We start from the raw sequence: 25,873 nt of genomic DNA on the forward strand, positions 1-25,873 counted from the left end.
AGGAGAGCCATGACCACGTGGGAGTACCTGACCACGCCGCTGCTGATCCACAACACCGCCGCGATCCTCAACAACTGGGGCAAGCAGGGCTGGGAGCTCGTCCAGGTGGTGCAGGGACCGGAAGGCGGCCTCGTGGCGTACTTCAAGCGCCCGGTGACCACCGACGGCTCCGCGAACGCGGGCCTCGCCGCCGCCGCCGAAGCCGCGCGTCAGTTCGAGGGGGGTCAGGCATGAGCGTCTCCACGCGCCTCGCCGAGCTCGGCATCGAGCTCCCCGCCGTCGCCGCTCCCGTCGCCGCCTATGTCCCGGCGGTCGCCCACGGCGGGCTCATCTACACATCCGGCCAGCTCCCGTTCGTCGACGGCGCCCTGCCCGCGGTGGGCAAGGTCGGCGCCGAGGTCTCCGCGGAGGACGCCAAGGCCTTCGCGCGGACGTGTGCCCTCAACGCGCTGGCCGCGGCCGCCGACGTCGCGGGCGGGGTCGACCGCATCGCCGGTGTCGTGCGGGTGGGCGGCTTCGTCGGTTCAGCCGAGGGCTTCACCGGCCAGCCCGGCGTCATCAACGGCGCGAGCGAGGTGCTCGGTGAGATCTTCGGTGACGAGGGCCGTCACGCGCGCGCGGCCGTCGGCGTCGCCGAGCTCCCGCTCGGCAGCCCGGTCGAGGTCGAGGTGACGTTCCGCCTCGCCTGACCCCGACACGCGAACGCCCCCTCCCGCGGGAGGGGGCGTTCGTCGTCTGCGGGCTACTTCACCTGCGCGGAGATGATGCTCATGACCGCGGTGTCGGCCAGGGTCGTCGTGTCGCCGACCTCGCGGCCCTCGGCCACATCGCGCAGCAGACGCCGCATGATCTTGCCCGAGCGGGTCTTGGGCAGCTCCCCGACGATGTACACGTCTCGAGGGCGCGCGATGGCACCGATCTGTTCGCCGACCCAGAGCCGGAGCTGCTGCGCGAGCCCCGCCGGGTCGTGGGCGGCGAGATAGCTCTCCTTGATGATGACGAACGCCACCACCGCCTGGCCCGTGGTCTCGTCGGACGCCCCGACCACCGCGGCCTCCGCGGTGGCCTCGTGCGCCACGAGCGAGGACTCGATCTCCGCCGTCGACAGCCGGTGGCCCGACACGTTCATGACGTCGTCGACGCGGCCGAGCAGCCAGAGGTCGCCGTCCTCGTCGAGCCGTGCACCGTCACCCGCGAAGTAGTAGCCCTGCTTCTCGAACTTCTCCCAGTACGTCTCGCGGAAGCGTTCCGGGTCGCCCCAGATGCCGCGCAGCATGCTCGGCCACGGCTCGGTGATCACGAGCAGTCCGCCGTTGCCGTTGCCGACCTCGACGCCCTGCTCGTCCACCACGTCGAGGGTGATCCCGGGGAGGGGGACCTGCGCCGAGCCGGGCTTCGTGGCGGTGACGCCGGGGAGCGCCGACACCATGATGGCGCCCGTCTCGGTCTGCCACCACGTGTCGACGATCGGGGTCTTGCCCGCGCCGATGACCTCGCGGTACCACATCCACGCCTCGGGGTTGATGGGTTCGCCGACCGATCCGAGCACTCGCAGCGACGACAGGTCGAACTTCTGCGGGACGCTGCGGCCGACCTTCATGAACGACCGGATCGCGGTCGGGGCCGTGTAGAAGATGGAGACCTTGTACTTCTCGATGATCTCCCACCAGCGTCCGGGGTGCGGCGTGTCGGGCGTGCCTTCGTACAGCACCTGGGTGGCACCGTTGGCCAGCGGGCCGTACGTCACATAGCTGTGGCCCGTGATCCACCCGATGTCGGCGGTGCACCAGTACACGTCGGTCTCGGGCTTGAGGTCGAACACGTACTTGTGGGAGTACGCGGCCTGCGTGAGGTAGCCACCGGAGGTGTGCAGGATGCCCTTCGGCTTCCCCGTGGTGCCGGAGGTGTAGAGGATGAAGAGCGGGTTCTCGGCGGGGAAGGCCTGAGCCGTGTGCTCGGCGGAGGCCGCCGGGACGACGTCGTGCCACCAGATGTCGCGCCCGTCCGTCCAGTCCACCTCGTTCTCGCCACGACGAACGACGAGGACGTGCTCGACGGTCTGCTGCTCGCCGTCGCCGCGGTCGGCCAGAGCCTGGTCCACGGCGGGCTTGAGCGCCGAGACGCGGCCCTTGCGGTAGCCGCCGTCGGCCGTGATGACGAGCTTGGCTCCGGCGTCGTCGATGCGGGAGCGGAGGCTGTCGGCACTGAATCCGCCGAACACGACGGAGTGGATGGCGCCGACACGTGCGACCGCGAGCATCGCGGCGATCGCCTCGGGGATCATCGGCAGGTAGATGGCGACGCGATCGCCATGACCGACGCCGAGTCCCTCCAGCACGTTCGCGACGCGCTTGACCTCCTCGGTCAGCTCGGCGTACGTGATGCGACGACTGTCGCCGGGCTCGCCCTCCCAGTGCAGGGCGACGCGGTCGCCGTTGCCGGCCTCGACATGACGGTCCAGGCAGTTGTAGGCGACGTTGAGCTCGCCGTCGTCGAACCACTTGGCGAAGGGCGGGTTGTTCCAGTCGAGGACCTGGGTGAACGGCGTGTGCCAGTGGATGAGATCGCGCGACTGCTCGGCCCAGAAGCCTTCCCGATCCGCCGCGGCGCGCTCGTACAGTTCCTGTGACGCGACGGACTGCGCCGCGAACTCCTCCGATGGCGGGAATCTCCGGGTCTCGTCGAGAAGGTGGTCGATCTGGCTGCTCATCGGCAGGCGCTCCTTTGCGGCATACGGGTCATGCAGGCGTGGTCGCACGGGGGGAGGCGCGACCAGGTCAGGGCGAATCTATCGGCGTGCCACGCCCTCGAGTACTGCCGAAAGTCGGTAGTGGCGCCGGTTTTGTCAGGACGGTCGCCTTGCGTACACTCGACGACAGCCGAAATCTCATTCCGGCCTTGGCGCGCCCGATTCCCCCGATCGCGCGGCGCCGTGGGCGGCATCTCATTCCCCCCGTGAGATGCCGCCCATCTCTTTGGGAGCGCTCCCTCTGCCCGGGTCCTCTCCGTTGTCGACCCGCGGCCCCGAGTTCTCCACGGGCAGCCGGGCCGAGGCCTTGTGCACAGACGCCGATGCCGGAGTCGCCCTGCGGCGGCACGCCTCGCCCGCCGTGCCTACTCTCGCCGCATGCCTGAACGATTCGTCATCCGGTCGAAAGACGCGGCAGCGGGGGATGCGGCTACCGCCCCTCCCCATGCCGTGCTCCTCGCGGAACCCGCATTCGCGCCGCTGGCCCCCCATGTGGACGACACCGTCACCGACGTCTTCGTCAACGGGGCAGACGGACTCTTCCTCGACCGCGGCAGCGGCGCGCAGCCCGTTCCGTCGTGGCGAGCGACCGAGCGGGAGGTACGCGACCTCGCGGTCGCGCTCGTCGCGCTCGGCGGCCGGCACCTCGACGACCAGGCGCCGTGCGTCGACGTGCGCCTCGGCTCGGGCGTGCGGGTGCACGCCGTGCTCGCCCCTGTCTCCACGACCGGCACGGCGCTGTCCATCCGGATCCCGCGGGTCCATGCGGCCGACCTCGACGCCCTCGCCGCACTGGGCACGATCGATGCGCAGCAGCACGTCTGGCTCGACAAGCTCGTCGCGGAACGGGCGAACCTCTTGATCACGGGCGGGACGGGTACGGGAAAGACGACGCTGCTGTCGGCGCTGCTGTCGTCGGTACCGCCGGGTGAGCGCATCGTGACGATCGAAGACGTGGCGGAGCTGCGGCCACGGCACCCGCACCACGTCGCCCTCGAGGTGCGTCAGGCGAACCTCGAGGGCGCGGGCGGCATCGGACTCGCCCGGCTCGTCCGCGAGTCGTTGCGCATGCGCCCCGATCGGCTGGTGGTCGGAGAGTGCCGCGGCGAGGAGGTACGGGAACTCCTCACCGCCCTCAACACCGGCCACGATGGTGGCGCCGGCACGATGCACGCGAGCGGTGTCGCGGACGTGCCCGCGCGGCTCGAGGCGCTCGGCGCGCTTGCCGGAATGGACCCCGTGGCGCTCGCTCGTCAGGCCGTGAGCGCGTTCACCGTCGTCCTCCACCTGCACCGGGGGTCCGACGGAACGCGGCGCATCGCCCACGTCGGGCGACTCGTGCTGGAGAGCGATCGGCTGGGCATCGAGGAGGTCCGACCATGGTGAACAGGAGGCGTCGCGCGATGCAGTCCGCGCACGAGGTCGACCTGGCGCACTCCGTGCAGACGCTGGCCGTGCTGCTGCAGGCAGGTGCAGCGCCGCTCGTGGCGTGGCGCCATCTCGCCGGGACGGGCGACCCGAATGCGATCGCGGTCCTCGCGCGCGTCGACGACGGAACACCGCTCGTCACTGCGATCGATGCGGCCGGCGGTCGCTGGCGGGAGCTCGCCGCGGCCTGGGAGATCGCCACCGTCGTGGGCGCGCCCCTCGCGGAGGTCCTCCGCACGATCGCCGGGTCATTGCGCGACGCGGCCGCCGCCGCCGACGATGTCCGCGTCGCGCTGGCCGAGCCCGCCGGAACGGCGCGACTGCTGCTGTGGATGCCCCTCGCGGGACTGCTCCTCGGCGTCGGCCTCGGCTTCGACACGATCGGGGTGCTCCTCGGCACACCCGCCGGGGCGACCTGCGCCGTCGCCGGGCTGCTGCTGGTCGGAGCGGCTCGCGTGTGGACGCGACGGCTGCTCCGCCGTGCGCAGCCCGCGTCGGGGACGCCGGGGATCGCCGCCGAGCTCGTCGCGGTCGCCCTTCGCGGGGGCGCCCCGATCGACCGTGCACTCCGGCTCGTGGCAGATGCGGCGGTCGTGGACCAGGGAGGGGAGGAGAGCGTGCGCCGGGTACTGGAGCTGTCCCGGACGGCGGGCGTTCCCGCCGTCGAGCTGCTGCGTGCCTCCGCGGCGCAGGACCGACATGCAGCGCGCGTGCAGGGGCGCCTCCGCGCGGCAGTGCTCTCGACGCGACTCCTCGTGCCGCTCGGCGTCTGCACTCTGCCGGCGTTCCTCCTGCTGGGGGTGGCTCCGCTGATGCTCAGCGTGCTCGCCTCCACGTCCATTCCTGCGTGAGTCGCTCGAACCACCAAATAAAGAGGAAGAAGGAAGAATATGAACACCATTCCCCGACTCGACCGCCGTCGTGCGGCCGCCCTGTTCGGCGACGACACGGGAGCGGCGACGGCCGAGTACGCCATCACCACCATGGCCGCGGTCGCGTTCGCAGGATTGCTCGTCGTCATCATGAGGTCGGACGAGGTGCGCGGCATCCTCACCGATCTCGTGCGGCGTGCGCTCACGGTGTCATGAGCAGGCCGCTGGGCGAGCGCGGCGCGGTGGCGGCGGAACTGGCGCTCGCCCTGCCGGCCGTCGTGCTCGTGCTTCTTCTCGGCGTCGGGGCGCTCGCCGCATCGTCACGACAGGTCGCGCTCCAAGATGCGACGGCGGACGCCGCCCGTCTGCTGGGGCGGGGCGAGGGCGACGCCGCGGCCGCGGCTGTGGTGCGGCGGGCGCTTCCCGACGCCAGGGTGACGTTCGCCGCCGTCGACGATCTCGTCTGTGCGACGGCGACGCTCGACCTCACCGTGGGACCGCTGATGAGCCTCCCGCTACGCGCCGCGAGCTGCGCTCTCGACGGGGGTCGGTGATGGCGGGGACGGTGCTGGCCGCCGGCGTGCTCGTCGTCGGCGCGACGCTCTCCGTCGGGCTCGCCGCCGTCGGCGGGGCGGCCGTGACCGCGCAGCGTGCAGCGGACGCAGCGGACGCCGCGGCGCTCGCCGCCGCCGATGCGCGCAGCGGTGCGATTCCCACGGCTCGCACGCCGTGCGACCTGGCCGCGCACGTCGCCCAGGCCGGAGGGGCACGCCTGATCGCGTGTTCGCTGGCCGGGGACGTGGCGACCGTGACGGTGTCGGCGGCGTACGCTGGACTCGCAGCCGTCTCCCGCGCCCGTGCCGGGCAACCCGAGGAACCGTGACGGCCGCGCGACCCTCGCTCGCTGTGAAGTACCCCGCACAGCGGTGTGTATGGTGTGCTTCGAAGAAAGGACGCACCCTTGGCTGAAGGCAAGAAGCTCGTCATCGTCGAGTCCCCGACGAAGATGCGGTCTATTCAGGGATACCTCGGCGACGGCTACGAGGTGCTCAGCTCCGTCGGCCACATCCGCGACCTCGCCGACAAGAAGGACATCCCCGCCGACGACAAGAAGGCGTATGGGAAGTACTCGATCGACATCGACAACGGGTTCGACCCGTACTACGTCGTCTCCGACCGCAAGACCAAGACGGTCGCCGAGCTGAAGCGTGCGCTGAAGAGCGCCGACGAACTCCTGCTCGCCACCGATGAGGACCGTGAGGGTGAGGCCATCGCCTGGCACCTGCTCGAGACCCTCAAGCCCAAGGTGCCCGTCAAGCGCATGGTGTTCCACGAGATCACCAAGGATGCGATCCAGGCCGCCGTGGGGAACACGCGCGAGCTGGATCATGCCCTGGTCGATGCGCAGGAGACCCGCCGTATCCTCGATCGTCTGTACGGGTGGGACGTCTCGCCGGTGCTCTGGTACAAGGTCAAGACCGGGATCTCCGCCGGACGGGTGCAGTCCGCGGCGACGCGTCTGATCGTCGACCGCGAGCGCGAGCGCATGGCTTTCGTGTCGGCTGAGTACTGGGACGTCGACGCCGACGCGGCCGCGACCGGCACCTCCTTCCGGATCCGTCTCGTCCGGGTCGACGGCGGCCAGCTCGCCCGCGGCACCGACTTCGATGACACCGGAAAGCTCAAGAAGGCCGTCGTGGTGCTCGACGAGGCACGCGCTGCCGCACTGGCCAGAGCCGTCGACGCCACGGGGGCGGGGACGGTCACCAAGGTCGAGGCGAAGCCCGGCACCCGGAGCCCGTACGCCCCCTTCACGACGTCCACCATGCAGCAGGAGGCGGGTCGCAAGCTCTCGATGAGCGCCAAGCAGGCGATGAGTGTCGCCCAGCGCCTGTACGAGAAGGGGTACATCACCTATATGCGTACCGACTCCACGGCGCTGAGCACCCAGGCGGTGCAGGCGGCGCGGAGCCAGGCTGTGGCTCTCTACGGTGACAGCGCGGTGCCGCTCAAGCCGCGCGTCTACAAGTCGAAGAGCAAGAACGCCCAGGAGGCCCACGAGGCCATCCGTCCCTCCGGCGAGAACTTCCGCACGCCGTCGTCGCTGTCCTCCGAGCTCGACCGCGAGGAGCAGCGTCTCTACGACCTGATCTGGAAGCGCACGGTCGCGAGCCAGATGGCGGACGCCAAGTACGAGACGACGACCGTCACGATCGCCGTGGATGCCGATGGCCAGACGGCCGAGTTCACCGCATCCGGCACCGTCTACACCTTCAAGGGCTTCCTGGAGGCCTACGAGGAGGGTCGCGACGAGAAGCGCGGCGACGCGGACGCCGCCGAGAACCAGTCGCTCCCGGCCGTCGCCGTCGGGGATGAGCTCGCCGTCTCCCACGCCGAGGCCAAGGGCCACCGCACGACCCCGAAGCCGCGCTACACCGAGGCGTCGCTGGTCAAGGTGCTGGAGGAGAAGGGCATCGGTCGTCCGTCGACCTTCGCCACGATCCCGGAGACCATCCTCGACCGTGGCTACGCGGTCAAGCGCGGACAGGCGCTCGTGCCCACGTGGCTGGCGTTCAGCGTGGTGCGGTTGCTCGAGGAGCACTTCGCCGAGCTGGTCGACTACGACTTCACCGCGGCGCTGGAGGACGACCTCGACACGATCGCCCGGGGCGAGCAGAACCGCGTGGAATGGCTGAAGTCGTTCTACTTCGGCTCGGAGTCGCACGTGGGACTGCGGCAGGTCGTCGACAACCTCGGTGAGATCGACGCGCGCGCCCTGAACTCCACGCGCATCACCGACACCGCGACGCTGCGCTTCGGCAAGTACGGCCCCTACCTGGAGGTCACGGACCCGGAGAACCCGGACGCGAAGCCGCGCATCGTGAACGTGCCGGAGGACCTGGCGCCCGACGAGCTGACGGCGGAGAAGGCGCAGGAGCTGATCGACGCCCCGGTGGCGGGGGACCGCGTGCTCGGCACGAATCCGGAGAACGGCAAGATCGTCGTCGTCAAGGACGGCCGGTTCGGGCCGTACGTGCAGGAGAACGACCCGGTCTCGGACGACGCCGCGGTCGACGAGGCGACCGGTGAGGTCGTCGAGGCTCCCAAGCCCAAGCGAGGTGCGAAGAAGGAGACGGCGCCCAAGCCGCGGACCGCCTCGCTGTTCCGCTCGATGTCGGTGGACACGCTCGACCTCGACACGGCGCTCCAGTTGCTGAGCCTCCCGCGGGTGGTCGGCGTCGACCCGGAGTCCGGCGACGAGATCACCGCGCAGAACGGCCGATTCGGCCCGTACCTGAAGAAGGGCACCGATTCGCGGTCGCTCGAGAGCGAGTCGCAGATCTTCGACGTGACGCTCGACCAGGCCCTCGAGATCTACGCCCAGCCGAAGTACGGTGCAGGTCGTCGCGCCTCGAGCGCGCTGGCCGAGTTCGACGCCGACCCCGTGAGCGGGAAGCCCATCCGCGTGCGCGACGGTCGCTTCGGTCCCTACGTGACCGACGGTGAGACGAACGTCACGATCCCGCGCGGCCAGAAACCCGAGGACATCACGTTCGAGATCGCCGTGCAGATGCTGGCCGACAAGCGCGCGAAGGGCCCTGCGCCCAAGCGCGGCTCGCGTACCGCCGCGAAGAAGGCTCCGGCGAAGAAGGCTCCGGCGAAGAAGGCGAGCGCCGACGGAAAGGCCACGACGGCGAAGTCCACGACGGCGAAGGCGGCGGCGGCGAAGAAGACCGGGAAATCCGCGGGCTCCACGTCGGCGGCGCGCTCGACCGCGGCGAAGAAGGCGGCGGCGACGCGCGCGGCGAACGCGGCGGCGAAGGCAGCGGAGAAGGCCGGCTCGTGACCGCGAGCCGCGGCGCCTGGATCACTCTCGAAGGCGGGGACGGCTCGGGCAAGACCACTCAGGCGAACGTTCTCGCCGACTGGCTGGAGCAGAGCGGGCGCACCGTGGTGCGCACCAGGGAGCCGGGGGGATCCGAGGTCGGCACGCTGATCCGCGAGATCGTGTTGCACCATCGCGGGGACATCGCGCCGCGCGCCGAGGCCCTCCTGTACGCCGCCGATCGGGCGCATCACGTCGCGACGGTCGTGCGCCCGGCGCTCGCGCGCGGTGAGGTCGTGCTGCAGGACCGCTACCTCGACTCGTCCGTCGCCTACCAGGGTGCCGGTCGGGTGCTCGACCCGGCCGAGGTGCGGGACCTGTCGCTGTGGGCGGCCGAGGGCGCACTTCCCGATCTCACGGTGCTGCTCGACCTCGATCCCGCCGCGGCGCGCACCCGACTCGACTCGGCCGACAAGCCCTTCGACCGCCTCGAGGCCGAGCAGGCCGAGTTCCACGAGCGGGTGCGCGAGGCCTACCTCGACCTGGCCGCCGCGGAGCCGGAGCGCTTCCTCGTGCTCGATGCCGCACAGCAGCCCGAGGCGATCGCGGAACGGATCCGAGCTCGCGTCGCTGAGCTCCTGGACTGATCCTCCACAGGCCGAACAAGGACGGCTGCGACCACGGATGACGGGAGACGTCCCCGCGGCGTCGGCGGTCCCGATTAGGCTGAGGACATGCCCCCGACTCTCGCCCCCGCATTCCCCTGGGCGGACGTCTGGGGCCAGGACGCGGCGGTCGACACGCTGCGCGCGGCGGCAGCCGATCCGTCGGCCCTGTCCCACGCCTGGCTGATCACCGGCCCGCCGGGGTCGGGGCGGTCGACGCTCGCGTACGCGTTCGCCGCGGCGCTGATCGCCGAGGGTCCCGATGACGAGGCCACCATGCGCCAGGTCCTCGCCGGCACCCATCCCGACGTCACGGCGCTGCGCACCGACAAGGTCATCATCACTATCGCGGAGGCGCGATCCCTGGTCGAACGCTCGTACTTCGCCCCGTCCGCCGGGCGCTACCGCGTCATCGTCGTCGAAGACGCCGATCGCATGGTGGAGCGCACGTCCAACGTTCTGCTCAAGGCTCTGGAGGAGCCCCCGGAGCAGACGGTCTGGATCCTCTGCGCGCCGAGTGAGGCGGATCTGCTTCCCACCATCCGTTCGCGCGTGCGGTCGCTGCGGCTGCGGGAACCCGACGTCGCCGACGTGGCACGACTCATCAGCCTCCGCACGGGGGTCGATGAGGCGGTCGCCGAGCAGGCGGCGCGTCACGCGCAGCGGCACATCGGGATGGCCCAGCGGCTCGCCACCGATGATGCCGCACGACGTCGTCGTGAAGAGACGCTGCGCGCCGTCATCGGTGTCCGCGGTGTGAACGACGCGGTCGATGTCGCCGGGCGCATCATCCAGGCGGCGACCGAAGACGCCAAGGCGCTCACGGCCGAGCGCGACGCGAACGAACGGGCCGCGCTGTTGCGCACCGTGGGCGTGGCGGAGGGGCAGGCCGTGCCGCCGGCGCTCCGCCCGCAGGTGTCCGCGCTGGAAGACGAGCAGAAGAAGCGGGCCACGCGGAGTCTGCGCGACGGCATCGACCGCGTGCTCACGGACATGCAGTCGCTGTTCCGTGATGTCGTGATGCTCCAGTTCGGGCGCAGTGACGACCTCATCAACAGCGAACTGCGCCCCGAACTCGTCGATCTCGCGGCGGCATGGCCCGTCGCCCGGACCCTGGTCGTCCTCGACCACCTTGCCGAGACCCGGCAGTCGCTGGAGCGCAACGTCGCTCCGCTGCTCGCCCTGGAGAGCTTGCTCGTGACGGTCACGAGCGGGAGGAAACCGTGAACACTCGCCCTCTGTCGCGCCTGCGTCGCGCGGCCGCGCTCATCGCCGGACTGGCCGTCGCCTCGGTCGCCCTCTCGGGCTGCCTCTACGCGATGATCCCCGAGCAGTCGGCACGCCCGGCGGGCGAGAAGGAGCCGGACACCGAGGGTGTCGCGGCCGACCTGCTGCCCTACTACTCCCAGAAGCTGGACTGGACGGAGTGCGGCACCGGCTTCGAGTGCACCGACGTCACGGCGCCTCTCGACTGGGAGAACCCCGGCTCCGGCGAGATCCAGCTCGCGGTAGTGCGGCATCGCGCCGAGGGCACCGCGGTCGGCTCGCTCCTCACGAACCCCGGCGGGCCCGGCGCGAGCGGGGTCGACCTGGTGCTCAGCAGCCTCGGCTATGCGGTCGGCCCCGCACTGGTCGAGAACTACGACGTGATCGGCTTCGACCCCCGCGGGGTGGGCGGGTCGACGGCCGTCACCTGCTACGACGACGCCGAGATGGACGACTACCTCTACGGCATCCCCGAGGCCCAGCGGGGGAGCGCCGAGTGGGAGCAGGAGCTGCTCGACGGGCATCGCGCCTTCGCTGAGGCGTGCGACGCCAACAGCGACGGCATCCTGCCGTACATCACCACGGTCAACGCGGCCCGCGACATGGACCTGATCCGCGCGGTGCTGGGAGACAAGCAGCTCAACTACCTCGGCTACTCGTACGGCACGTTCCTCGGTGCCACCTACGCCCAGCTCTACCCCGAGAAGGCCGGACGCCTCGTGCTGGACGGGGCGATCGACCCCTCCGTCCCGGGACTCGAGGTCGGGGCCACGCAGGCGCTGGGATTCGAGTCGGCGCTGCGGGCGTACATGCAGAACTGCCTCGATTCGGGCAACTGCCCGTTCAGCGGCTCGGTCGACGAGGCGATGGCCGACCTCGGAGCGCTCCTGGCCAGCGCCGACCGCACCCCCCTCGAGAACGGGGACGGACGGCTGATGGGCGCCGATGCGCTGATGACCGCGATCATCGCCGCGCTGTACTCGCAGGACAGCTGGGACTACCTCACCCAGGCCCTGGAGGAGGCGCTGCAGGGCGACCCCACGACCGCGTTCGTGCTCGCCGACTTCTACAACGGTCGGGAGAACGGCACCTACATCGACAACTCCAGCGAGGCCTTCCGCGCGTACAACTGCATGGACTATCCGGTGGAGGACGACCCGGCGGCCGAGGCGGCGATCACCGCGAAGATCGCGGAGGGGGCACCCACGATCGCGCCCTACTGGACCGGCCCGGACCCCTGCGAGGTGTGGCCCTATCCGCCGACGGGGACGCGCGGGGAGATCGCGGCGGAGGGCGCCGGTCCCATCGTCGTCGTCGGTACCACCAATGACCCGGCGACGCCGTACGAGTGGTCCGAGTCGCTCGCGGACCAGCTGGAGGAGGGCGTGCTGATCACCCGTGTGGGCGAAGGGCACACCGGCTACAACAAGGGCAACACCTGCGTCGACGACGCGGTCGAGGGATTCCTGCTCGACGACGTGGTGCCCGAGGACGGCCTGCGCTGCGAGTGAGGGCGGGCTCGATTCGCGAGCGAGGCCGAGACAGGGTAATATCGGTGATCGCGCCGCTCACGCGTCGCACGCCGCTTTAGCTCAGTCGGCAGAGCATTTCACTCGTAATGAAAAGGTCGTCAGTTCGATTCTGACAAGCGGCTCAGTGAAACCCCCGGGATCCTCGAGATCCCGGGGGTTTCTGCGTGTGCGGAGCTGCGCCATCGGGCGTGGCACGGCACCGACGCCTAGGTGCGCCGTGCCAGGAGTGCCGACGCCGTGAGCGCCACCCCGCGATCCTCATCCCGTGCGAATCCGCCCAGGGCCTCGTCCGCGCTCAGGCCACGAACCCCCGCCAGTGCGGCGGCGAGCCGCCGACGCGCGACGACCGAGGCGCCGTCGGCGGCACGCTGCACGTGCTCGGCCACGGTCCGCGCGGCTGCGGGGTCTTCCGCGAGTCGTTCGAGCACCTCCGCGGCGGCGACGTCGTCGACCCCGGCTGCCACGTCCGCCACCAGCCGGGGAATCATAGCCGTGTCCCCGTCGCGGCCCCGCGCTCGGGCGGCCGCGGCCGCGATCTCCCGGTCGGGGTGCTCGATCGGCGCGCCGAGGGCGGCCCGCGCCCGTGGTGTGTCGAGCTTCTCCAGCGCGCGCATCGCGCGGTGACGACGCGCGGCCTCGGCGTCGTGCAGTCCTCGCTCCAGCGTCGGCACGGCATCGTCCCCGGACCGCGCGACCGCCCACAGCAGGGCCCCGGCGGTGTTGAGGTCGTCCTCCCGCAGCAGCGCCGCGACGAGGACGGCCGTGGACGCGTGGTCGGCGTCCGCGGTGAGGGCGAGCGTCTGCCGCGCGGACGCGTCCGGCGCCTCCAGGCCCCGCAGGAGCTCCACCATGCGCAGGGCGTCGGACCAGTCCCGCGGCTCGCCCGACCGCACCTGTTCGAGGCGCTCCGCCAGCTCGGTGAGCACCGCGAGCCGCGCGCGCGTGCGATGCAGGAGCCGCTCGATCGTGTCGGACGGCGCGCGGGCGTCGTCCGCGAGAGCTGCGGGGATGTCCGCGAGCGGGAGGCCGAGCGAGCGCAGGTTCTCGATGTGGAACAGCCGGCGAAGATCCGCGTCCGAGTAGTCCCGGTACCCGCCCGCGGTGCGTTCGCTGGGCGACAGCAGGCCGATGCGGTCGTAGTGGCGCAGCATGCGCGCGCTGATGCCCGAGCGCGCCGCGACCTCGCCGATCAGCACGCCTCAGCCCTCCGCGGGAGCGGGAGACGCCTGCAGCGCCACGATCCGCTGCGCCTCTCGGATCGCCGCGCCGAAGTCGTCGTCGGGGTCGTCGATCAGCCGCGCGGTCGCCAGGGCATGCGCGCGCACGGCGGGGTCGGCGTCGTGTGCGGCAGCGGCGGCCACGGCGGCCCCCGCGTCGTCGAGCATCGCGATGGCCCGACTGAGGCTGCGCTGCAGCTCCCGGTCGCCGCGCCCGAGATGGGTCGCCAGCTCCCGCGCGAGCGCCGGCCGCTCCTCGTCCGGCACGAGCCCCGCCGCGGCGCGCCACGCCGCGCGTGCGACCTCGGGGTCGTCGTCGCGCAGCAGCTCGGGCGACACCGCGGGCCAGGCACGACGGTCGCCGATCTTCGACAGCGTGTGCAGGGCCTGGCTCCTGGCCTGCGCCACGGGTGACCGCAGCTCCGGCAGGAGGCGGTCCACGGTCGGCTCGGCGTCGTGTCGGGTGAGTGCCCACGTGAGCATGTCGCGCACGAAGAAGTCGGGCTCCACCGCGCTCTGCTCGACGAGCACGTCGATGTAGCAGGGGTTCGGCATGGTGCCGGCCGTGAGAGCGGCCTGCAGGCGCGCCGAGGACGCGGTCGCCTGCAGGGCAGCGCGCAGTCGCGACGCCGGGTCGAGGGGATGCTGTTCGGTCATGGTTGCCTCCGCCGTCCATTCCACACCTTGTCACGATGACAGGGTCAAGCGCTGCCCGGTCGACGGCGCCCGCACGGCGTACCCTCGAGGCATGAGCAGAGCACTCCTCATCGTCGACGTCCAGAACGACTTCACGGAGGGTGGGGCGCTCGCGGTGGAGGGGGGAGACGCGGTCGCCGAGGCCGTCTCCGCCTTTCTCGCCGTGCACGCGGCCGACTACGACGTGATCCTCGCCTCCCGCGACTGGCACGATGCGGACGGCGACAACGGCGGACACTTCTCCGGCTCGCCCGACTTCGTCGACACGTGGCCGGCCCATTGCGTCGCGGGCACGGCGGGCGCGGACTACGACCCGCTGCTCGACACGACCGCGGTCACCCACCACGTCCGCAAGGGGCAGGGTGTGCCCGCGTATTCGCTGTTCGAGGGCATCACCGACGACGGCGACACCGCCGGGGCCGTGCTCTCGGCCGCCGGAGTCGTGTCGGCCGATGTCGTCGGCATCGCGACGGACCACTGCGTGCGCGCCTCCGCGCTGGATGCCATCGCGCACGGCGTGCGGGTCCGCGTCCTCACCGACCTGATCGCCGGGGTGGCCGCGCCCTCGAGCGAGGCTGCGCTGGCCGAGCTCGTGCACGCCGGCGCGGTGCTGGCCGAGAGCGGCGACGCGTGAGTCGCAGCGTCCTGCTGCTGCGCGCGGTCAACGTGAGCGGGCGCAACAGCGTGCCGATGGCGCGACTGCGCGAGGTGCTGGAGGAGCGGACGGAGCTCGCCGCTGTGTCGACCTACATCGCCAGCGGCAACATCCTCTGCGCGACGCCCGACGACCCCGAGGCGGCCCGCGCGACGGTGCGCCGCCTGATCGCGGAGGAGTTCGGCGTCGACACGCCCGTCATCCACCGCACGCACGCGGAGCTCGTGGCGACGGCGGCCGCGCAGCCGTTCCCCGACGGCGAGGCGAGGTACGTGCACGCGATGTTCCTGGAGGGGCCGCGCATGCCGGGTGCGGTCGCGGCGCTTGAGCAGCGACTCGTGCCAGGGGAGCGGATCGCGCTGGTGGGTCAGGACCTGTGGATCGATTACGCCGAGGGCGGCGTGCACTCCACGAAGCTCACCACGAGCGTGCTCAACCGTGCCCTGGGGGTGGCCGGAACCGCCCGCAACCTGCGCACCACGCAGAAGCTCATCGACCTCACGGCCTGAGCGGGGCAGGGCGCGGGGGCCTCATCGCTGGTCGGCGTCGGCGGCGTCGGAGCCGTCGGGAGCTGCGGCGAGGGGGCGGCTCAGCGCGCGCGGCGGGAGGTGCGGATGCGCGGCGACGTCGACCCGGCGCGTGCCGCAGTCGAGGCAGCGCACGTAGAGCACGACGCCCTCGCTGGTGGAGTGCCGCGACTCCACGAGCCAGGCGTGCTCGTGACGGTCGACGGGCGGGACGAGGGGGACGGGGAGGGTGTCGGCGGCGGTCATGGGACCAGCGTGATGTAATGGTCTTATGCATCTCAACCCTTACGGCGAGTATGCCGTGCTGCTGGCCGCGTCGCTGGCCAACGACTGGCCGGCCGACCGGCAGGGCATCGAGGAGCGCACGCTCGCCCTCGGGATGACGCAGACCTTCCCGCCCGCCGACGGCGACCACGCCGCGGTGCGGGCGGTGATCGACGACTGGCTCTCCATCGTCGATGCGCCCGACCCCGACGAGCGCGCCGCCCTGCTGAACGCGCAGCTCGCCGCCGCCGGCGCCTATCCGCGACTCGTCGACCACGACGACGAGGGGTGGCACCTGCACTACCGCGACGACGTGCGGTCCCTGCCGTTCGTGCTGCGCGCGACCATCAACCTCGGCACCGCGCTGCACCTGGTCACGCGCGGCATGAACCGGCTCGGACGCTGCGAGGCCGCACCCTGCCGCAACGTGGTCGCCGATGTGACGCGCAACGGCCGCCAGCGGTTCTGCTCCGTGAGGTGCGCGAACCGGGCGGCCGTGCGGCGCCATCGGGCGCGCGTCGGGTGAGGGTCAGGCGGTCTGTCCCGCGTGCTTGCCCTCGCCGATCTCCTCGACCAGCTTCGCGTTGAAGGCGGGGAGGTCGTCGGGGGTGCGGCTGGAGACGAGGCCCTCGTCGACCACGACCTCCTCGTCCACCCAGCTCGCGCCCGCGTTGCGCAGGTCGGTCTTCAGGCTGAGGTAGCTCGTGAGGGTGCGGCCGTCGACCACGCCCGCCTCGATCAGGATCCAGGCGCCGTGGCAGATCACCCCGACCGGCTTGTGCTGCTCGAAGAAGGAGCGGGCGAGTGCGATGGACGCCTCGTCCATGCGCAGGTGGTCGGCGTTCACCACGCCGCCCGGGAGGACGAGCGCGTCGAACTGGTCGGCGGAGGCATCGGCCGCGGCCAGGTCGACCGCCTGCTCGTGACCGTTCTTGCCGGTGATGGCGGCGCCGTCGGGGGCGATCATGGTCGCGCTCGCGCCCTCCGCGGTCACGGCCTCCCACGGGCTGGTCAGCTCGCTGTCCTCGAAGCCGTCGGTCGCCAGGAACGCCACGCGGTTTCCGCTGAGAGTCATCGTCTGTCCTTTCGCTGGGGAGTCGCCCGGATCCGGGCGCACCATCACCCTCTCTCGGGGGCCAGGAGCGCGGACAGGGGGTGGCCAGGAGGCCGCGCGGATGATACGAGGGCGGGCTCACGCGAGGTCGCGCTGGAGGGGGATGAGCAGGCGATGGCGACCACCCCGGTGCACGCCGCATCGACCCGGCCACGGTCGTGTCGCCGCACGCACCCGCAGGGGTGGCGACGGAGGAATGACGGTGGGCCCCGTGGGGCTCGAACCCACGACCCGCGGATTAAAAGTCCGATGCTCTGCCAACTGAGCTAGAGGCCCGTGCTCCCAGTCTAGGGCGCACGACGAAGGGCCGTCGGCGCACAGCTCGCCGACGGCCCTTTCACCTTCCCTGACTCCTCCCGATCAGAGAAGGCCGTGTGCCGGTCGGGTCGCCCGGCACCTCCCCGCGCTTACTGCGCCGGGGGCATCAGGACCGAGTCGATCAGGTACACGGTCGCGTTCGCGGTCTGCACGCCGCCGCAGATGACGTTGGCGTCGTTGACCATCCACTGGTCACCGCTGCCGGTCACCTCGAGGTCCGCGCCCTGCACGGTCGTGTGCATGCCGGCGATGTCGGCCGGCTCGATCTGGCCGGGCACCACGTGGTAGGTGAGGATCGACGTCAGCGTCGCGCTGTCGGTCTTCAGGGCCTCGATCGTGGCGGGGTCGATCTTCGCGAACGCGTCGTCGACCGGCGCGAACACGGTGAACTCGTCACCGTTGAGCGTGTCGACCAGGTTCACGTCGGGGTTGAGCTGGCCGCTCACCGCGGCCACCAGCGTGGTCAGCATCGGGTTGTTCGACGCGGCGACCGCGACCGGGTCCTGCGACATGCCCTGGATGGAACCGGCGCCGTCCGGGACCTCTTCGGCGTAGGCCGCGCAGCCCGGGCCCACGAGGTTCGCGGCGGGGTCCATCTCCATCGGCGTCGACTCCGACGTCTCGGGGGCCTTCGGCTCCGACGACTCCTCCGTCGTGCTGCCGCTGCCCATGGAACACGCGGAGAGCAGGAATGCGCTCGCCAGACCCAGGGTGACTGCTGCGGTGACCTTCTTCTTGGTGCTGAACATGTCGAGCTCCTTCGAAACTCCGGCCACGGCCTCTCCGTGGCGTTGACCGGTGTTCGGAACCGTCTCGGGATCGGATGGGACGAATTCGGAAAAAGTTCGCGAATCCTCCCTCGCGGGGTCCGATCCAATCCATTGGGCGGCCCGGAGCGAACAGAGCCTGACAGAAGCGAGGACCTCATGGACCTGATCATCATCGGCCTGCTCGGCGGGCTCATCACCGGCATCTCGCCGTGCATCCTGCCCGTGCTCCCGGTGATCTTCCTCACCGGCGGCGCGCAGTCGGCGGCCTACGACGGAGAGGCGGTGCCCGCCCGGCGAAGCCGCCCGTACTTCGTGATCGCGGGACTCGTGCTCAGCTTCACGCTGGTGACGCTCGTGGGTTCGCTGATCCTGGGTCTGCTGAACCTGCCGCAGGACATCATCCGCTGGGTGGGCATCGCGGTGCTGGTCGTGATCGGCGTCGGCCTGATCGTGCCGCGGTTCCAGCACCTCCTGGAGCGGCCGTTCCAGCGCTTCGGGCAGCGTGAGGTGAAGAACCGGGGCAACGGCTTCGGTGTCGGACTGGCCCTCGGCGCGGTGTTCGTGCCGTGCGCCGGACCGGTCCTCGCGGCGATCATCGTGGCGGGCTCGACCGGCCAGATCGGCGTGGGCACGGTGCTCCTCACGGTGTCGTTCGCGATCGGCGTGGCCGTCCCGTTGCTGGTGTTCGCGCTCGCGGGTCGCAGCGTGGTGGAGCGCATCCGCGCCTTCCGCTCGAAGGAGCGCGCACTGCGCATCGCCGCCGGCATCGCCATGATCGCACTCGCCGTGGGGCTCGTGTTCAACGTGCCGCAGGCGCTGCAGCGGCTCCTTCCCGACTACACGGCTCCGCTGCAGGAGCAGATCGCCGACTCCGAGCAGGTGCAGGACGCGCTGGACCTCGGTGGCCTGGTCAACGACGAGAACAAGGACCTCGACCAGTGCACGAACGGTGCGACCGAGCTCGAGTCGTGCGGCACTGCCCCGTCGATCAAGGGCATCCAGCAGTGGCTGAACACGCCCGACGGCGAGGCGATCGACCTGAAGGACCTGCGGGGGCAGGTCGTGCTGATCGACTTCTGGGCGTACTCGTGCATCAACTGCCAGCGGTCGATCCCGCACGTGGTGGCCTGGGACGAGGCGTACCGCGACGCCGGACTGCAGGTCATCGGGATCCACTCGCCCGAGTATGCGTTCGAGAAGGATCCGGGCAACGTCGCCGCGGGCGTGCGCGACTTCGGCATCGCGTATCCCGTCGCGCTCGACAACACCCTGTCGACCTGGACGAACTACCGCAACCGTTACTGGCCGGCGCACTACCTGATCGACGCGGACGGCACCGTGCGCCACATCTCCTTCGGCGAGGGCAACTACGCGGCGACCGAGTCGATGATCCGGGAGCTGCTGCAAGACGCGGATCCGGACGTGCAGCTGCCGCCGGCGACGGACGTGAAGGACGAGACGCCGGAGCTCGGCTCGACGACACGGGAGACCTTCCTCGGCTCGTCGAAGGACGTGAACTACGGCGGCGGGGACGAGTACCGCCGCGGTGAGGGCAGCTTCTCGTTCCCGAAGGACCAGCCCGACGACAGCTTCGCGCTGGACGGCGACTGGACGGTCGAGACGCAGTACGTGACCCCGACGAGCGACGACGGACGCATCCGCCTGGAGTATCGCGCGGGCGAGGTGCGGATGGTGGTGGCGGGCTCGGGTGAGGTCGTGGTGCGCGATCAGGACGGCGAGGAGCAGACCATCGCGATCGACGGGACGCCTCGCTCGTACGGCCTGGTCGAGCAGGGCGACATCGCGAAGGGAACGCTCACGCTCGAGGTCCCGGCCGGTGTCGAGGTCTATTCCTTCACATTCGGGTGACGTCTGCGCGGGAACGGGGAGGAGATACGGCATGCTTATGGAGATGGTCATCGACGGGATGGACGTCCCGGAGGACGGGGCAGCGCCGCAGGATGCCGTCGCCGACCTCCTCGTCCGCGTCGCGTCCGGTGATCAGGCTGCCTTCGCCGAGCTGTACGACTCCCTGTCCCCGCGGGTCTTCGGCCTCATCCTCCGCGTGCTGGTCAACCGCGCGCAGAGCGAGGAGGTGCTCCAGGAGGTGTTCCTGGAGATCTGGCAATCCGCTTCGCGGTTCGCTCCGAACAGAGGACAGGGACGAACCTGGGTGATGACCATCGCCCATCGACGGGCCGTCGACCGGGTGCGGGCATCGCAGTCGAGCGCCGACCGCGATGTGCGAGCCGGCTTCAAAGACCTCGGTGTCGCGCACGACAGTGTCGCGGAGCGGGTGGAGCTGGGCATCGAGGGAGAGCGGGTCGTCGCGGCGCTGTCAGGGCTTCCTGACGCGCAGCGGGAGGCGCTCGTCCTGGCCTACTACGGCGGTTACAGTCAGAACGAGATTTCGGCGCTCGTGGGGGCGCCGCTGGGGACGATCAAGACACGGATGAGAGACGGGCTGACCCGTCTCCGCACGGCGATGGGGGTGACGGCATGAACGAGAAGGACTTCGCGGAACTCGCGGCGGGTGCCGCGCTCCACGCGCTGTCCGCCGACGACGAGAACCGGTACCGCCGGGCACTCGTGGAGCATCCGGAGTGGGCGGCCGTGGCAGACGTCGACGCGGACAGCGTCGCGCTGCTGGGTGAGGGCGTGACGCCGATCGCCCCGCCGCCCGGCGTTCGTGCGGCTCTGCTCGCCCAGATCGCCCAGACGCCGCAGGGCGACACCGACCCACACGACACCGACGCGCACGACACCGACGCGCACGACACCGCGGGGCGCACCCCCGGGGTCGCGTCCGCCGGTGGCCCCGAGGAGCCCGCCGTCCGCGCCCCCCGCCGCTGGACCCGCCTGGCCTTCGCGCTCGCCGCATGCCTGGCGCTGCTGGTCGGCGTCGGCATCGGAGCGGTGGCGCTCAACGCACAGCTCACCCGTCCCGCCAGCGTCGTGGCGCTGCAGGAGATCGAGGCCGCAGGCGATGCGCAGCAGGCCACGGTCGAGCTCGACGGCGGGGCCACGGCCACCGCCCACTGGTCGGGCTCGGTCGGCAAGGCCGTGCTCGTGACGGACGGTCTGCCCGAGACCGACGCCGGCAAGACGTACGAGCTGTGGTTCGTGCGCGGCGAGGAACCGATCGCGGCCGGTGTGTTCGACCCGGAGGACGGTGCGGCGACCGCGCTGCTCGAGGGCGAGATGCGGGCGGGTGACGCGATCGCGGTGACCGTGGAGCAGGAGGGCGGCTCGCCGTCCGGGCAGCCCACCACGGATCCGGTCATCGTCATCCCCACGGCCTGAGTCGCGGCGGCGGGCGTACCCTGGAGGGATGCCCGAGCAGCACCACCGGCCCGTGCGCCGCCCCTCCCACGCGTTCGACAACATCGTGGGGTCGAGCGACCCCGCGGAGGAGAGCAGGGTCGCGCACGCCACGGCCTCCGCGCTGCTGACGCGCGTGCGCGAGGACGAGACCGGCGCGAGCGTGGAACGGCTGATCGCGTTCACGCGGGAGCACGGCATCGACGAGATCGCCGAGCTGTGGTCCACCGCGCCGTCGCGCACGCTGCCGGGCTCGCTGTGGCGCCTGTACGTGCTGCAGCTCGCGATCCACGGCGACCCGCGCACCGCCGCGCTCCTGTACGACCGCGGTCGCGTCGAGCTTTCCTCCGCCGACGCCGTGGTGGCGGGTGCCCCGGTGCCGGCGAGCCCGGACGAGCTGGTCGCGCTGATCGACACGATCCTCCGCGGTGCCTTCCGGGGCGACTTCGCGGTGGCGCTCGACCGGGCGGCGGCGTTCTGCCGCGTGCAGGCCTCCGGCGCGACGCACACCGCGGACGACTACGAGGTGACGGAGCCGGAGCGCGCGAGCGAGCTGACCACGCGGGCGCTGCGGTTGAGCACGTACGCGCAGGACCTCTCGGCCTCGGCCGCGCTGTGGCGCATGGGCGCGCTGGCCTGACAGCGCCGCGGCCGGCGCCCGGACAGAGAAAGACCGGGCCGCAAGAACGCCTCTCGGCGGAAGGCCGCTCGCAGCGGCGAAAATTGGAGCCCGGGGTTATGCGGCCCGGCCACTCCAGTGTAACGCGAGCGCGCGACAGGTATTCCCGGCGTTCTAGGCTCGTGGCATGACCCGACGCTTCGCCCTCATGCTCGACCCCGTCGCCGCCGACGAGCAGCGCGACGACTACACCGGCACGTTCACGCAGGTCGACGCCACGGCTCCGGCCCTGAGCGTCGGCGAGCTGAGCACCCAGCGGGGGGACGGCGTGTTCGAGTCGATCGGCGTCGTCGACGGTCATGCGCAGGAGGTCGTGCCGCACCTGGAGCGACTGGCACACTCCGCGCGACTGTGCGACCTCCCGGAGCCGAACCTCGAGCAGTGGCGGCAGGCGGTGCAGCGGGCCGCGGCGCAGCTCGGCGCGGGGGAGTCGGTCATCAAGCTGATCCTCAGTCGCGGCGTGGAGCACGGACCCACACCCACCGCCTGGGTCACGGCCGCTCCCGCCGCGGACTTCTCCGCCGTGCGCCGCGACGGCGTGAAGGTGGTCACGCTCGACCGCGGGTACGACCTCGGTGCCGCCGAGCGGGCGCCGTGGCTGCTGCTGGGCGCCAAGACCCTGTCGTACGCGGTGAACATGGCGGCGCTGCGCGAGGCCAAGCGGCGCGGGGCCGACGACGCGGTGTTCCTCTCGAGCGACGGCTTCGTGCTGGAGGCGCCGACGGCCTCGCTCCTCCTGCGCTTCGGCGACCGGTTCACGACCCCGGCGCCGAACGGCGGGATCCTGCACGGCACCACACAGCTCAGCGTGTACGACCACCTCAGCGCGCGCGGCTTCGAGGTCGGCTACGACCGCATCCCCGCGGGCGACCTCACCCGGGCCGATGCGGCGTGGCTGGTGTCGAGCGTGCGTCTCGCGGCGGCCATCACCGCGGTCGACGGTGTGCCGCTGCCAGTGGATGCCGCGCTCACGGACGAGCTCAACGCGTACCTGCTCTCGCCGCGCGACTGAGGCCGCAGACACGGAAGGGCCCGGGTGCCGTCGCACCCGGGCCCTTGTCGTACCGGCGGTTCAGCCGAAGCGGCCGGAGACGTAGTCCTCCGTCGCCTGCACCGACGGCGTGGTGAAGATCGACGTCGTGTCGTCGTACTCGATGAGCTTGCCGGGCTTGCCGGTGCCGGCGATGTTGAAGAACGCCGTCTTGTCCGAGACACGGCTCGCCTGCTGCATGTTGTGGGTCACGATCACGATCGTGAACTCGTTCTTGAGCTCGCCGATCAGCTCCTCGATCGCGTACGTCGAGATGGGGTCGAGCGCCGAGCACGGCTCGTCCATCAGCAGCACCTCGGGCGACACCGCGATCGCGCGGGCGATGCACAGACGCTGCTGCTGACCGCCGGAGAGGCCGGAGCCGGGGCGGTCGAGCCGGTCCTTGACCTCGTTCCAGAGGTTCGCGCCGGTGAGCGACTTCTCGACCAGGTCGTCCTGGTCGCTCTTGGACATGCGGCTGTTGTTGAGCTTGACGCCCGCGAGCACGTTCTCCTTGATCGACATCGTGGGGAACGGGTTGGGGCGCTGGAACACCATGCCCACCTGGCGGCGCACGAGCACCGGGTCGACGCCGGCGCCGTACAGGTCCTTGCCGTCGAGCAGCACCTCTCCTTCGACGCGGGCGCCGGGGATGACCTCGTGCATGCGGTTGAGTGTGCGCAGGAAGGTGGACTTGCCACAGCCGGAGGGGCCGATGAACGCCGTCACGCTGCGCGGCTGGATGTCGAGGGAGACGCCTTCGACGGCGAGGAAGTTGCCGTAGTAGACGTTGAGGTCGTTGACTTCGATGCTCTTGGACACGGGGTTTCCTGTTCTGAGGTTCGGGCTCAGCGGCCGGAGAGTTTCGGGGCGAACCACTTCGCGATCAGACGCGCGAGGAGGTTCAGCACCATGACGATGAGGATGAGGGTGAGGGCGGCGGCCCAGGCGCGCGCGACAGCGGCGTCGGGGTTGGTGCCCTGGTTCATGTACTGGTTGTAGGCGAACACCGGCAGGGTCATCATCTGACCGTCGAAGATGTTCGTGTTGAGGCTCTGCGTGAAGCCGGCGGTCAGCAGCAGCGGGGCGGTCTCACCGATCACGCGGGAGATCGCGAGCATGACCGAGGTCATGATGCCGGCGATGGAGGTGGGCAGCACGACCTTGAGGATCGTCAGCCACTTCGGCACGCCCAGCGCGTAGGAGGCCTCGCGCAGTTCGTTCGGGACGATGCGCAGCAGTTCCTCGCTGCCGCGGACGACGACCGGGGTCATCAGCACGGCGAGGGCGAGCGCACCCATGAAGCCCATCGAGATGCCCGGTCGCAGCAGCAGCGCGAACACGGCGTAGATGAACAGACCGGCGACGATCGACGGGATGCCCGTCATCACGTCGACGAAGAACGTGATGGCCTTCGCGATCTTCCCGCGCCCGTACTCGACCAGGTAGATCGAGGTCATGAGCCCGATCGGGACCGAGATGATCGTGGCCGTCAGGGTGATCAGCACGGTGCCCCAGATGGCGTGCACGATGCCGCCGCCGTCGCCGACCACGTTGCGCATGGAGTAGCTGAAGAACTCGGCGTCGAAGCGTTCGATGCCGTTCGCCACCACGGTCCACAGCAGCGACACGAGCGGCAGCAGCGCGATCAGGAAGGCGGTGGCGACGAGGGCCGTCATGAGCCGGTCCACGGCCTTGCGGCGGCTCTCGGCGATCGACGAGATCACCGTGATGATCACCATGTAGAGCAGGATGCCGACGATCACGGTGCCCGCGATGTTGAAGTCGGCGAGGGGCGTGTGCGACCCCGCGGCGGCGACGCCGAACACGGCCGCGGAGACCGCGAACGAGACGCCGAGCAGAGCCCACGGCGCCCACTTCGGGAGGCGGCCGGAGGTGAGGGAGGCGCTCGGCGTCGTGGGAGCGCTGGTGAGGACGGTCATGTCAGTTCGCTCCAGAGAACTCGGCGCGGCGGGCGACGATCCAGCGCGCCACGGCGTTGACCGCGAAGGTCACGACGAAGAGGATGAGGCCGGTCGCGATGAGCGTGTTGACGCCCGTGCCGTGTGCCTCGGGGAAGGCGAGGGCGATGTTCGCGGGGATCGGCGTGGGGTTCGTGGCGGTGAGCACCAGGAAGCTCACGACCGCCGAGGGGGAGAGCACCATGGTCACGGCCATGGTCTCGCCCAGGGCCCGCCCGAGCGCGAGCATCGCGGCGGAGACCATGCCGCCGCGGGCGAAGGGGAGCACGGCCATGCGCACCATCTCCCAGCGGGTGGCGCCGAGGGCCAGGGCGGCCTCCTCGTGCAGCTTCGGCGTCTGCAGGAAGACCTCGCGGCAGATGGCGGTCATGATCGGGATGCACATCACGGCGAGGACGAGGGCCGCGGTGAGGATGGTCTTGCCCGTGGCGGAAACCTGACCGCCGAAGAAGGGCACCCAGGAGGCGTTGTCGTTCAGCCAGACGTAGATCGGCTGGAGCAGCGGGGCGAGCACGAGTCCGCCCCACAGGCCGAAGACCACGGACGGCACGGCCGCGAGCAGGTCGATGATGTAGCCGAGCACGGCCGCGAGTCGGCGGTGCGCGTAGTGCGAGATGAACAGCGCGATGCCGATGGCGATGGGGGCCGCGATGATCAGGGCGATGAACGAGGCCCACAGCGTGCCGAAGACGAGCGGCCAGACATAGGCCCAGAAGGATTCGCCGCGCAGGATGTGGTTGTCGGTGGTGTCGAGCTGGAAGGCCGGAAGGCTCTGGATGATGAGGAACGCGGCGACGAGGGCGAGCACGACGAGGATGATGATCCCCGCTCCGAGTGCGGTGCCGGAGAACACCCGGTCGCCGAGTCGCTGCTTGGCCTTGATCGGTGCGGGCGGCGCCGGGGTCGGTGCCGGTGCCGTGGTGGGCTCCTGCGCGGTCGTGCTCATGATCTCCCTGTTTCGG

At 70.8% G+C, this 25,873-nt stretch carries 28 protein-coding genes and 2 tRNA genes; 20 read left to right on the top strand and 10 right to left on the bottom strand.

Annotated features, from left to right (window positions below; all coding sequences use genetic code 11):
- Window positions 1–9 precede the first annotated feature (9 nt).
- Together ACFV3I_RS16815 and ACFV3I_RS16820 are read left to right on the top strand one after the other, a co-directional pair.
- Window positions 10–234 carry a hypothetical protein gene (locus ACFV3I_RS16815; RefSeq protein ID WP_136032162.1) on the top strand — a complete coding sequence of 75 codons (225 nt, stop codon included), beginning with the start codon at window positions 10–12 and terminating at the stop codon, window positions 232–234.
- Window positions 231–689, top strand: coding sequence for a RidA family protein (locus ACFV3I_RS16820; protein ID WP_136036890.1), 459 nt, complete (start codon window positions 231–233; stop codon window positions 687–689). The genes ACFV3I_RS16815 and ACFV3I_RS16820 overlap by 4 nt, the downstream gene beginning before the upstream one ends.
- Before the next feature lie 53 nt (window positions 690–742).
- On the opposite strand, the gene acs is transcribed toward ACFV3I_RS16820, so the two are convergent.
- Window positions 743–2,710 (bottom strand): acetate--CoA ligase, encoded by a 1,968-nt coding sequence (gene acs, locus ACFV3I_RS16825; RefSeq protein WP_136032166.1) that lies wholly within the window; start codon window positions 2,708–2,710, stop codon window positions 743–745.
- Window positions 2,711–3,127: 417 nt separating this feature from the next.
- Here acs and ACFV3I_RS16830 point away from each other — a divergent pair, with 417 nt between their 5' ends.
- The 10 genes from ACFV3I_RS16830 (at window position 3,128) to ACFV3I_RS16875 (ending at window position 12,460) form a co-directional block, all read left to right on the top strand.
- Window positions 3,128–4,135, top strand: coding sequence for a TadA family conjugal transfer-associated ATPase (locus ACFV3I_RS16830; protein ID WP_247637610.1), 1,008 nt, complete (start codon window positions 3,128–3,130; stop codon window positions 4,133–4,135).
- Window positions 4,129–5,028, top strand: coding sequence for a type II secretion system F family protein (locus ACFV3I_RS16835; RefSeq protein ID WP_378823709.1), 900 nt, complete (start codon window positions 4,129–4,131; stop codon window positions 5,026–5,028). Before ACFV3I_RS16830 ends, ACFV3I_RS16835 begins: the two co-directional genes overlap by 7 nt.
- A gap of 39 nt (window positions 5,029–5,067) precedes the next feature.
- Window positions 5,068–5,265: a DUF4244 domain-containing protein gene (locus ACFV3I_RS16840; protein ID WP_136032173.1), complete on the top strand. Its 198-nt coding sequence runs from the start codon at window positions 5,068–5,070 to the stop codon at window positions 5,263–5,265.
- The gene (locus ACFV3I_RS16845; protein ID WP_378823711.1) at window positions 5,262–5,603 is read left to right on the top strand and encodes a TadE family type IV pilus minor pilin; all 342 of its coding nucleotides are present in this window, start codon (window positions 5,262–5,264) and stop codon (window positions 5,601–5,603) included. The genes ACFV3I_RS16840 and ACFV3I_RS16845 overlap by 4 nt, the downstream gene beginning before the upstream one ends.
- Complete coding sequence (locus ACFV3I_RS16850; protein ID WP_136032176.1) at window positions 5,603–5,932, top strand: Rv3654c family TadE-like protein; 330 nt, start codon at window positions 5,603–5,605, stop codon at window positions 5,930–5,932. Before ACFV3I_RS16845 ends, ACFV3I_RS16850 begins: the two co-directional genes overlap by 1 nt.
- A 78-nt stretch (window positions 5,933–6,010) precedes the next feature.
- Complete coding sequence (topA, locus tag ACFV3I_RS16855; protein WP_378823713.1) at window positions 6,011–8,896, top strand: type I DNA topoisomerase; 2,886 nt, start codon at window positions 6,011–6,013, stop codon at window positions 8,894–8,896.
- A complete protein-coding gene (gene tmk / locus ACFV3I_RS16860; protein ID WP_136032180.1) occupies window positions 8,893–9,522 on the top strand; it encodes a dTMP kinase in 630 nt (209 codons plus the stop codon). The genes topA and tmk overlap by 4 nt, the downstream gene beginning before the upstream one ends.
- 87 nt (window positions 9,523–9,609) lie before the next feature.
- Window positions 9,610–10,767: a DNA polymerase III subunit delta' gene (locus ACFV3I_RS16865; protein WP_136032182.1), complete on the top strand. Its 1,158-nt coding sequence runs from the start codon at window positions 9,610–9,612 to the stop codon at window positions 10,765–10,767.
- On the top strand, window positions 10,764–12,317 hold the full coding sequence (locus ACFV3I_RS16870) for an alpha/beta hydrolase (RefSeq protein WP_378823715.1): 1,554 nt from the start codon (window positions 10,764–10,766) through the stop codon (window positions 12,315–12,317). The genes ACFV3I_RS16865 and ACFV3I_RS16870 overlap by 4 nt, the downstream gene beginning before the upstream one ends.
- Before the next feature lie 70 nt (window positions 12,318–12,387).
- Window positions 12,388–12,460 (top strand) — tRNA-Thr (locus tag ACFV3I_RS16875).
- 84 nt (window positions 12,461–12,544) lie between these two features.
- On the opposite strand, the gene ACFV3I_RS16880 is transcribed toward ACFV3I_RS16875, so the two are convergent.
- Window positions 12,545–13,534 carry a MerR family DNA-binding transcriptional regulator gene (locus ACFV3I_RS16880; protein ID WP_378823717.1) on the bottom strand — a complete coding sequence of 330 codons (990 nt, stop codon included), beginning with the start codon at window positions 13,532–13,534 and terminating at the stop codon, window positions 12,545–12,547.
- A gap of 3 nt (window positions 13,535–13,537) precedes the next feature.
- Window positions 13,538–14,212: a HEAT repeat domain-containing protein gene (locus ACFV3I_RS16885; protein WP_378823719.1), complete on the bottom strand. Its 675-nt coding sequence runs from the start codon at window positions 14,210–14,212 to the stop codon at window positions 13,538–13,540.
- A 91-nt stretch (window positions 14,213–14,303) separates the two neighbouring features.
- Here ACFV3I_RS16885 and ACFV3I_RS16890 point away from each other — a divergent pair, with 91 nt between their 5' ends.
- Both ACFV3I_RS16890 and ACFV3I_RS16895 read left to right on the top strand, forming a co-directional pair.
- Window positions 14,304–14,885, top strand: a complete 582-nt coding sequence (locus ACFV3I_RS16890; RefSeq protein WP_136044500.1) for an isochorismatase family protein — start codon at window positions 14,304–14,306, stop codon at window positions 14,883–14,885.
- Window positions 14,882–15,415, top strand: a complete 534-nt coding sequence (locus ACFV3I_RS16895) for a DUF1697 domain-containing protein (protein WP_378823721.1) — start codon at window positions 14,882–14,884, stop codon at window positions 15,413–15,415. Before ACFV3I_RS16890 ends, ACFV3I_RS16895 begins: the two co-directional genes overlap by 4 nt.
- Before the next feature lie 21 nt (window positions 15,416–15,436).
- On the opposite strand, the gene ACFV3I_RS16900 is transcribed toward ACFV3I_RS16895, so the two are convergent.
- Window positions 15,437–15,679 carry a hypothetical protein gene (locus ACFV3I_RS16900; protein ID WP_378823723.1) on the bottom strand — a complete coding sequence of 81 codons (243 nt, stop codon included), beginning with the start codon at window positions 15,677–15,679 and terminating at the stop codon, window positions 15,437–15,439.
- A gap of 25 nt (window positions 15,680–15,704) precedes the next feature.
- On the opposite strand from ACFV3I_RS16900, the gene ACFV3I_RS16905 reads away from it, so the two are divergent.
- The gene (locus ACFV3I_RS16905; RefSeq protein WP_247637602.1) at window positions 15,705–16,223 is read left to right on the top strand and encodes a CGNR zinc finger domain-containing protein; all 519 of its coding nucleotides are present in this window, start codon (window positions 15,705–15,707) and stop codon (window positions 16,221–16,223) included.
- A gap of 3 nt (window positions 16,224–16,226) precedes the next feature.
- Here the strand turns inward: ACFV3I_RS16905 and ACFV3I_RS16910 are convergent, their stop codons facing one another.
- From ACFV3I_RS16910 to ACFV3I_RS16920, 3 genes are all read right to left on the bottom strand, one after another.
- A complete protein-coding gene (locus tag ACFV3I_RS16910) occupies window positions 16,227–16,772 on the bottom strand; it encodes a type 1 glutamine amidotransferase domain-containing protein (protein WP_378823725.1) in 546 nt (181 codons plus the stop codon).
- A gap of 242 nt (window positions 16,773–17,014) precedes the next feature.
- Window positions 17,015–17,087: transfer RNA gene (locus ACFV3I_RS16915), tRNA-Lys, on the bottom strand.
- Between the two features lie 131 nt (window positions 17,088–17,218).
- Window positions 17,219–17,878, bottom strand: coding sequence for a fasciclin domain-containing protein (locus ACFV3I_RS16920; RefSeq protein WP_136031456.1), 660 nt, complete (start codon window positions 17,876–17,878; stop codon window positions 17,219–17,221).
- A gap of 177 nt (window positions 17,879–18,055) precedes the next feature.
- Between ACFV3I_RS16920 and ACFV3I_RS16925 the strand changes: the two genes are divergently transcribed.
- The 5 genes from ACFV3I_RS16925 to ACFV3I_RS16945 all read left to right on the top strand — a co-directional run bounded on the left by ACFV3I_RS16925 (window position 18,056) and on the right by ACFV3I_RS16945 (window position 22,911).
- Window positions 18,056–19,768 carry a cytochrome c biogenesis protein DipZ gene (locus ACFV3I_RS16925; RefSeq protein WP_136031458.1) on the top strand — a complete coding sequence of 571 codons (1,713 nt, stop codon included), beginning with the start codon at window positions 18,056–18,058 and terminating at the stop codon, window positions 19,766–19,768.
- Between the two features lie 31 nt (window positions 19,769–19,799).
- The gene (gene sigK / locus ACFV3I_RS16930) at window positions 19,800–20,402 is read left to right on the top strand and encodes an ECF RNA polymerase sigma factor SigK (RefSeq protein WP_247982028.1); all 603 of its coding nucleotides are present in this window, start codon (window positions 19,800–19,802) and stop codon (window positions 20,400–20,402) included.
- Window positions 20,399–21,202, top strand: coding sequence for an anti-sigma factor domain-containing protein (locus ACFV3I_RS16935; RefSeq protein ID WP_378823727.1), 804 nt, complete (start codon window positions 20,399–20,401; stop codon window positions 21,200–21,202). Before sigK ends, ACFV3I_RS16935 begins: the two co-directional genes overlap by 4 nt.
- A 28-nt stretch (window positions 21,203–21,230) precedes the next feature.
- Window positions 21,231–21,860, top strand: a complete 630-nt coding sequence (locus ACFV3I_RS16940; RefSeq protein ID WP_378823729.1) for a DNA-directed RNA polymerase subunit beta — start codon at window positions 21,231–21,233, stop codon at window positions 21,858–21,860.
- Window positions 21,861–22,026: 166 nt separating this feature from the next.
- Complete coding sequence (locus tag ACFV3I_RS16945) at window positions 22,027–22,911, top strand: aminodeoxychorismate lyase (RefSeq protein ID WP_136035811.1); 885 nt, start codon at window positions 22,027–22,029, stop codon at window positions 22,909–22,911.
- A 60-nt stretch (window positions 22,912–22,971) separates the two neighbouring features.
- On the opposite strand, the gene pstB is transcribed toward ACFV3I_RS16945, so the two are convergent.
- From pstB to pstC, 3 genes are read right to left on the bottom strand one after another with little or no spacing between them, the layout of a single operon-like run.
- On the bottom strand, window positions 22,972–23,751 hold the full coding sequence (pstB, locus tag ACFV3I_RS16950) for a phosphate ABC transporter ATP-binding protein PstB (RefSeq protein WP_136031466.1): 780 nt from the start codon (window positions 23,749–23,751) through the stop codon (window positions 22,972–22,974).
- Window positions 23,752–23,777: 26 nt separating this feature from the next.
- A complete protein-coding gene (gene pstA, locus ACFV3I_RS16955) occupies window positions 23,778–24,872 on the bottom strand; it encodes a phosphate ABC transporter permease PstA (RefSeq protein WP_378823731.1) in 1,095 nt (364 codons plus the stop codon).
- 1 nt (window position 24,873) lies between these two features.
- A complete protein-coding gene (gene pstC / locus ACFV3I_RS16960) occupies window positions 24,874–25,857 on the bottom strand; it encodes a phosphate ABC transporter permease subunit PstC (RefSeq protein ID WP_136031470.1) in 984 nt (327 codons plus the stop codon).
- Window positions 25,858–25,873 lie beyond the last annotated feature (16 nt).

Origin of the sequence: Microbacterium sp. NPDC059771, from assembly GCF_042732495.1 — a bacterium.
Classification (GTDB): domain Bacteria; phylum Actinomycetota; class Actinomycetes; order Actinomycetales; family Microbacteriaceae; genus Microbacterium; species Microbacterium sufflavum.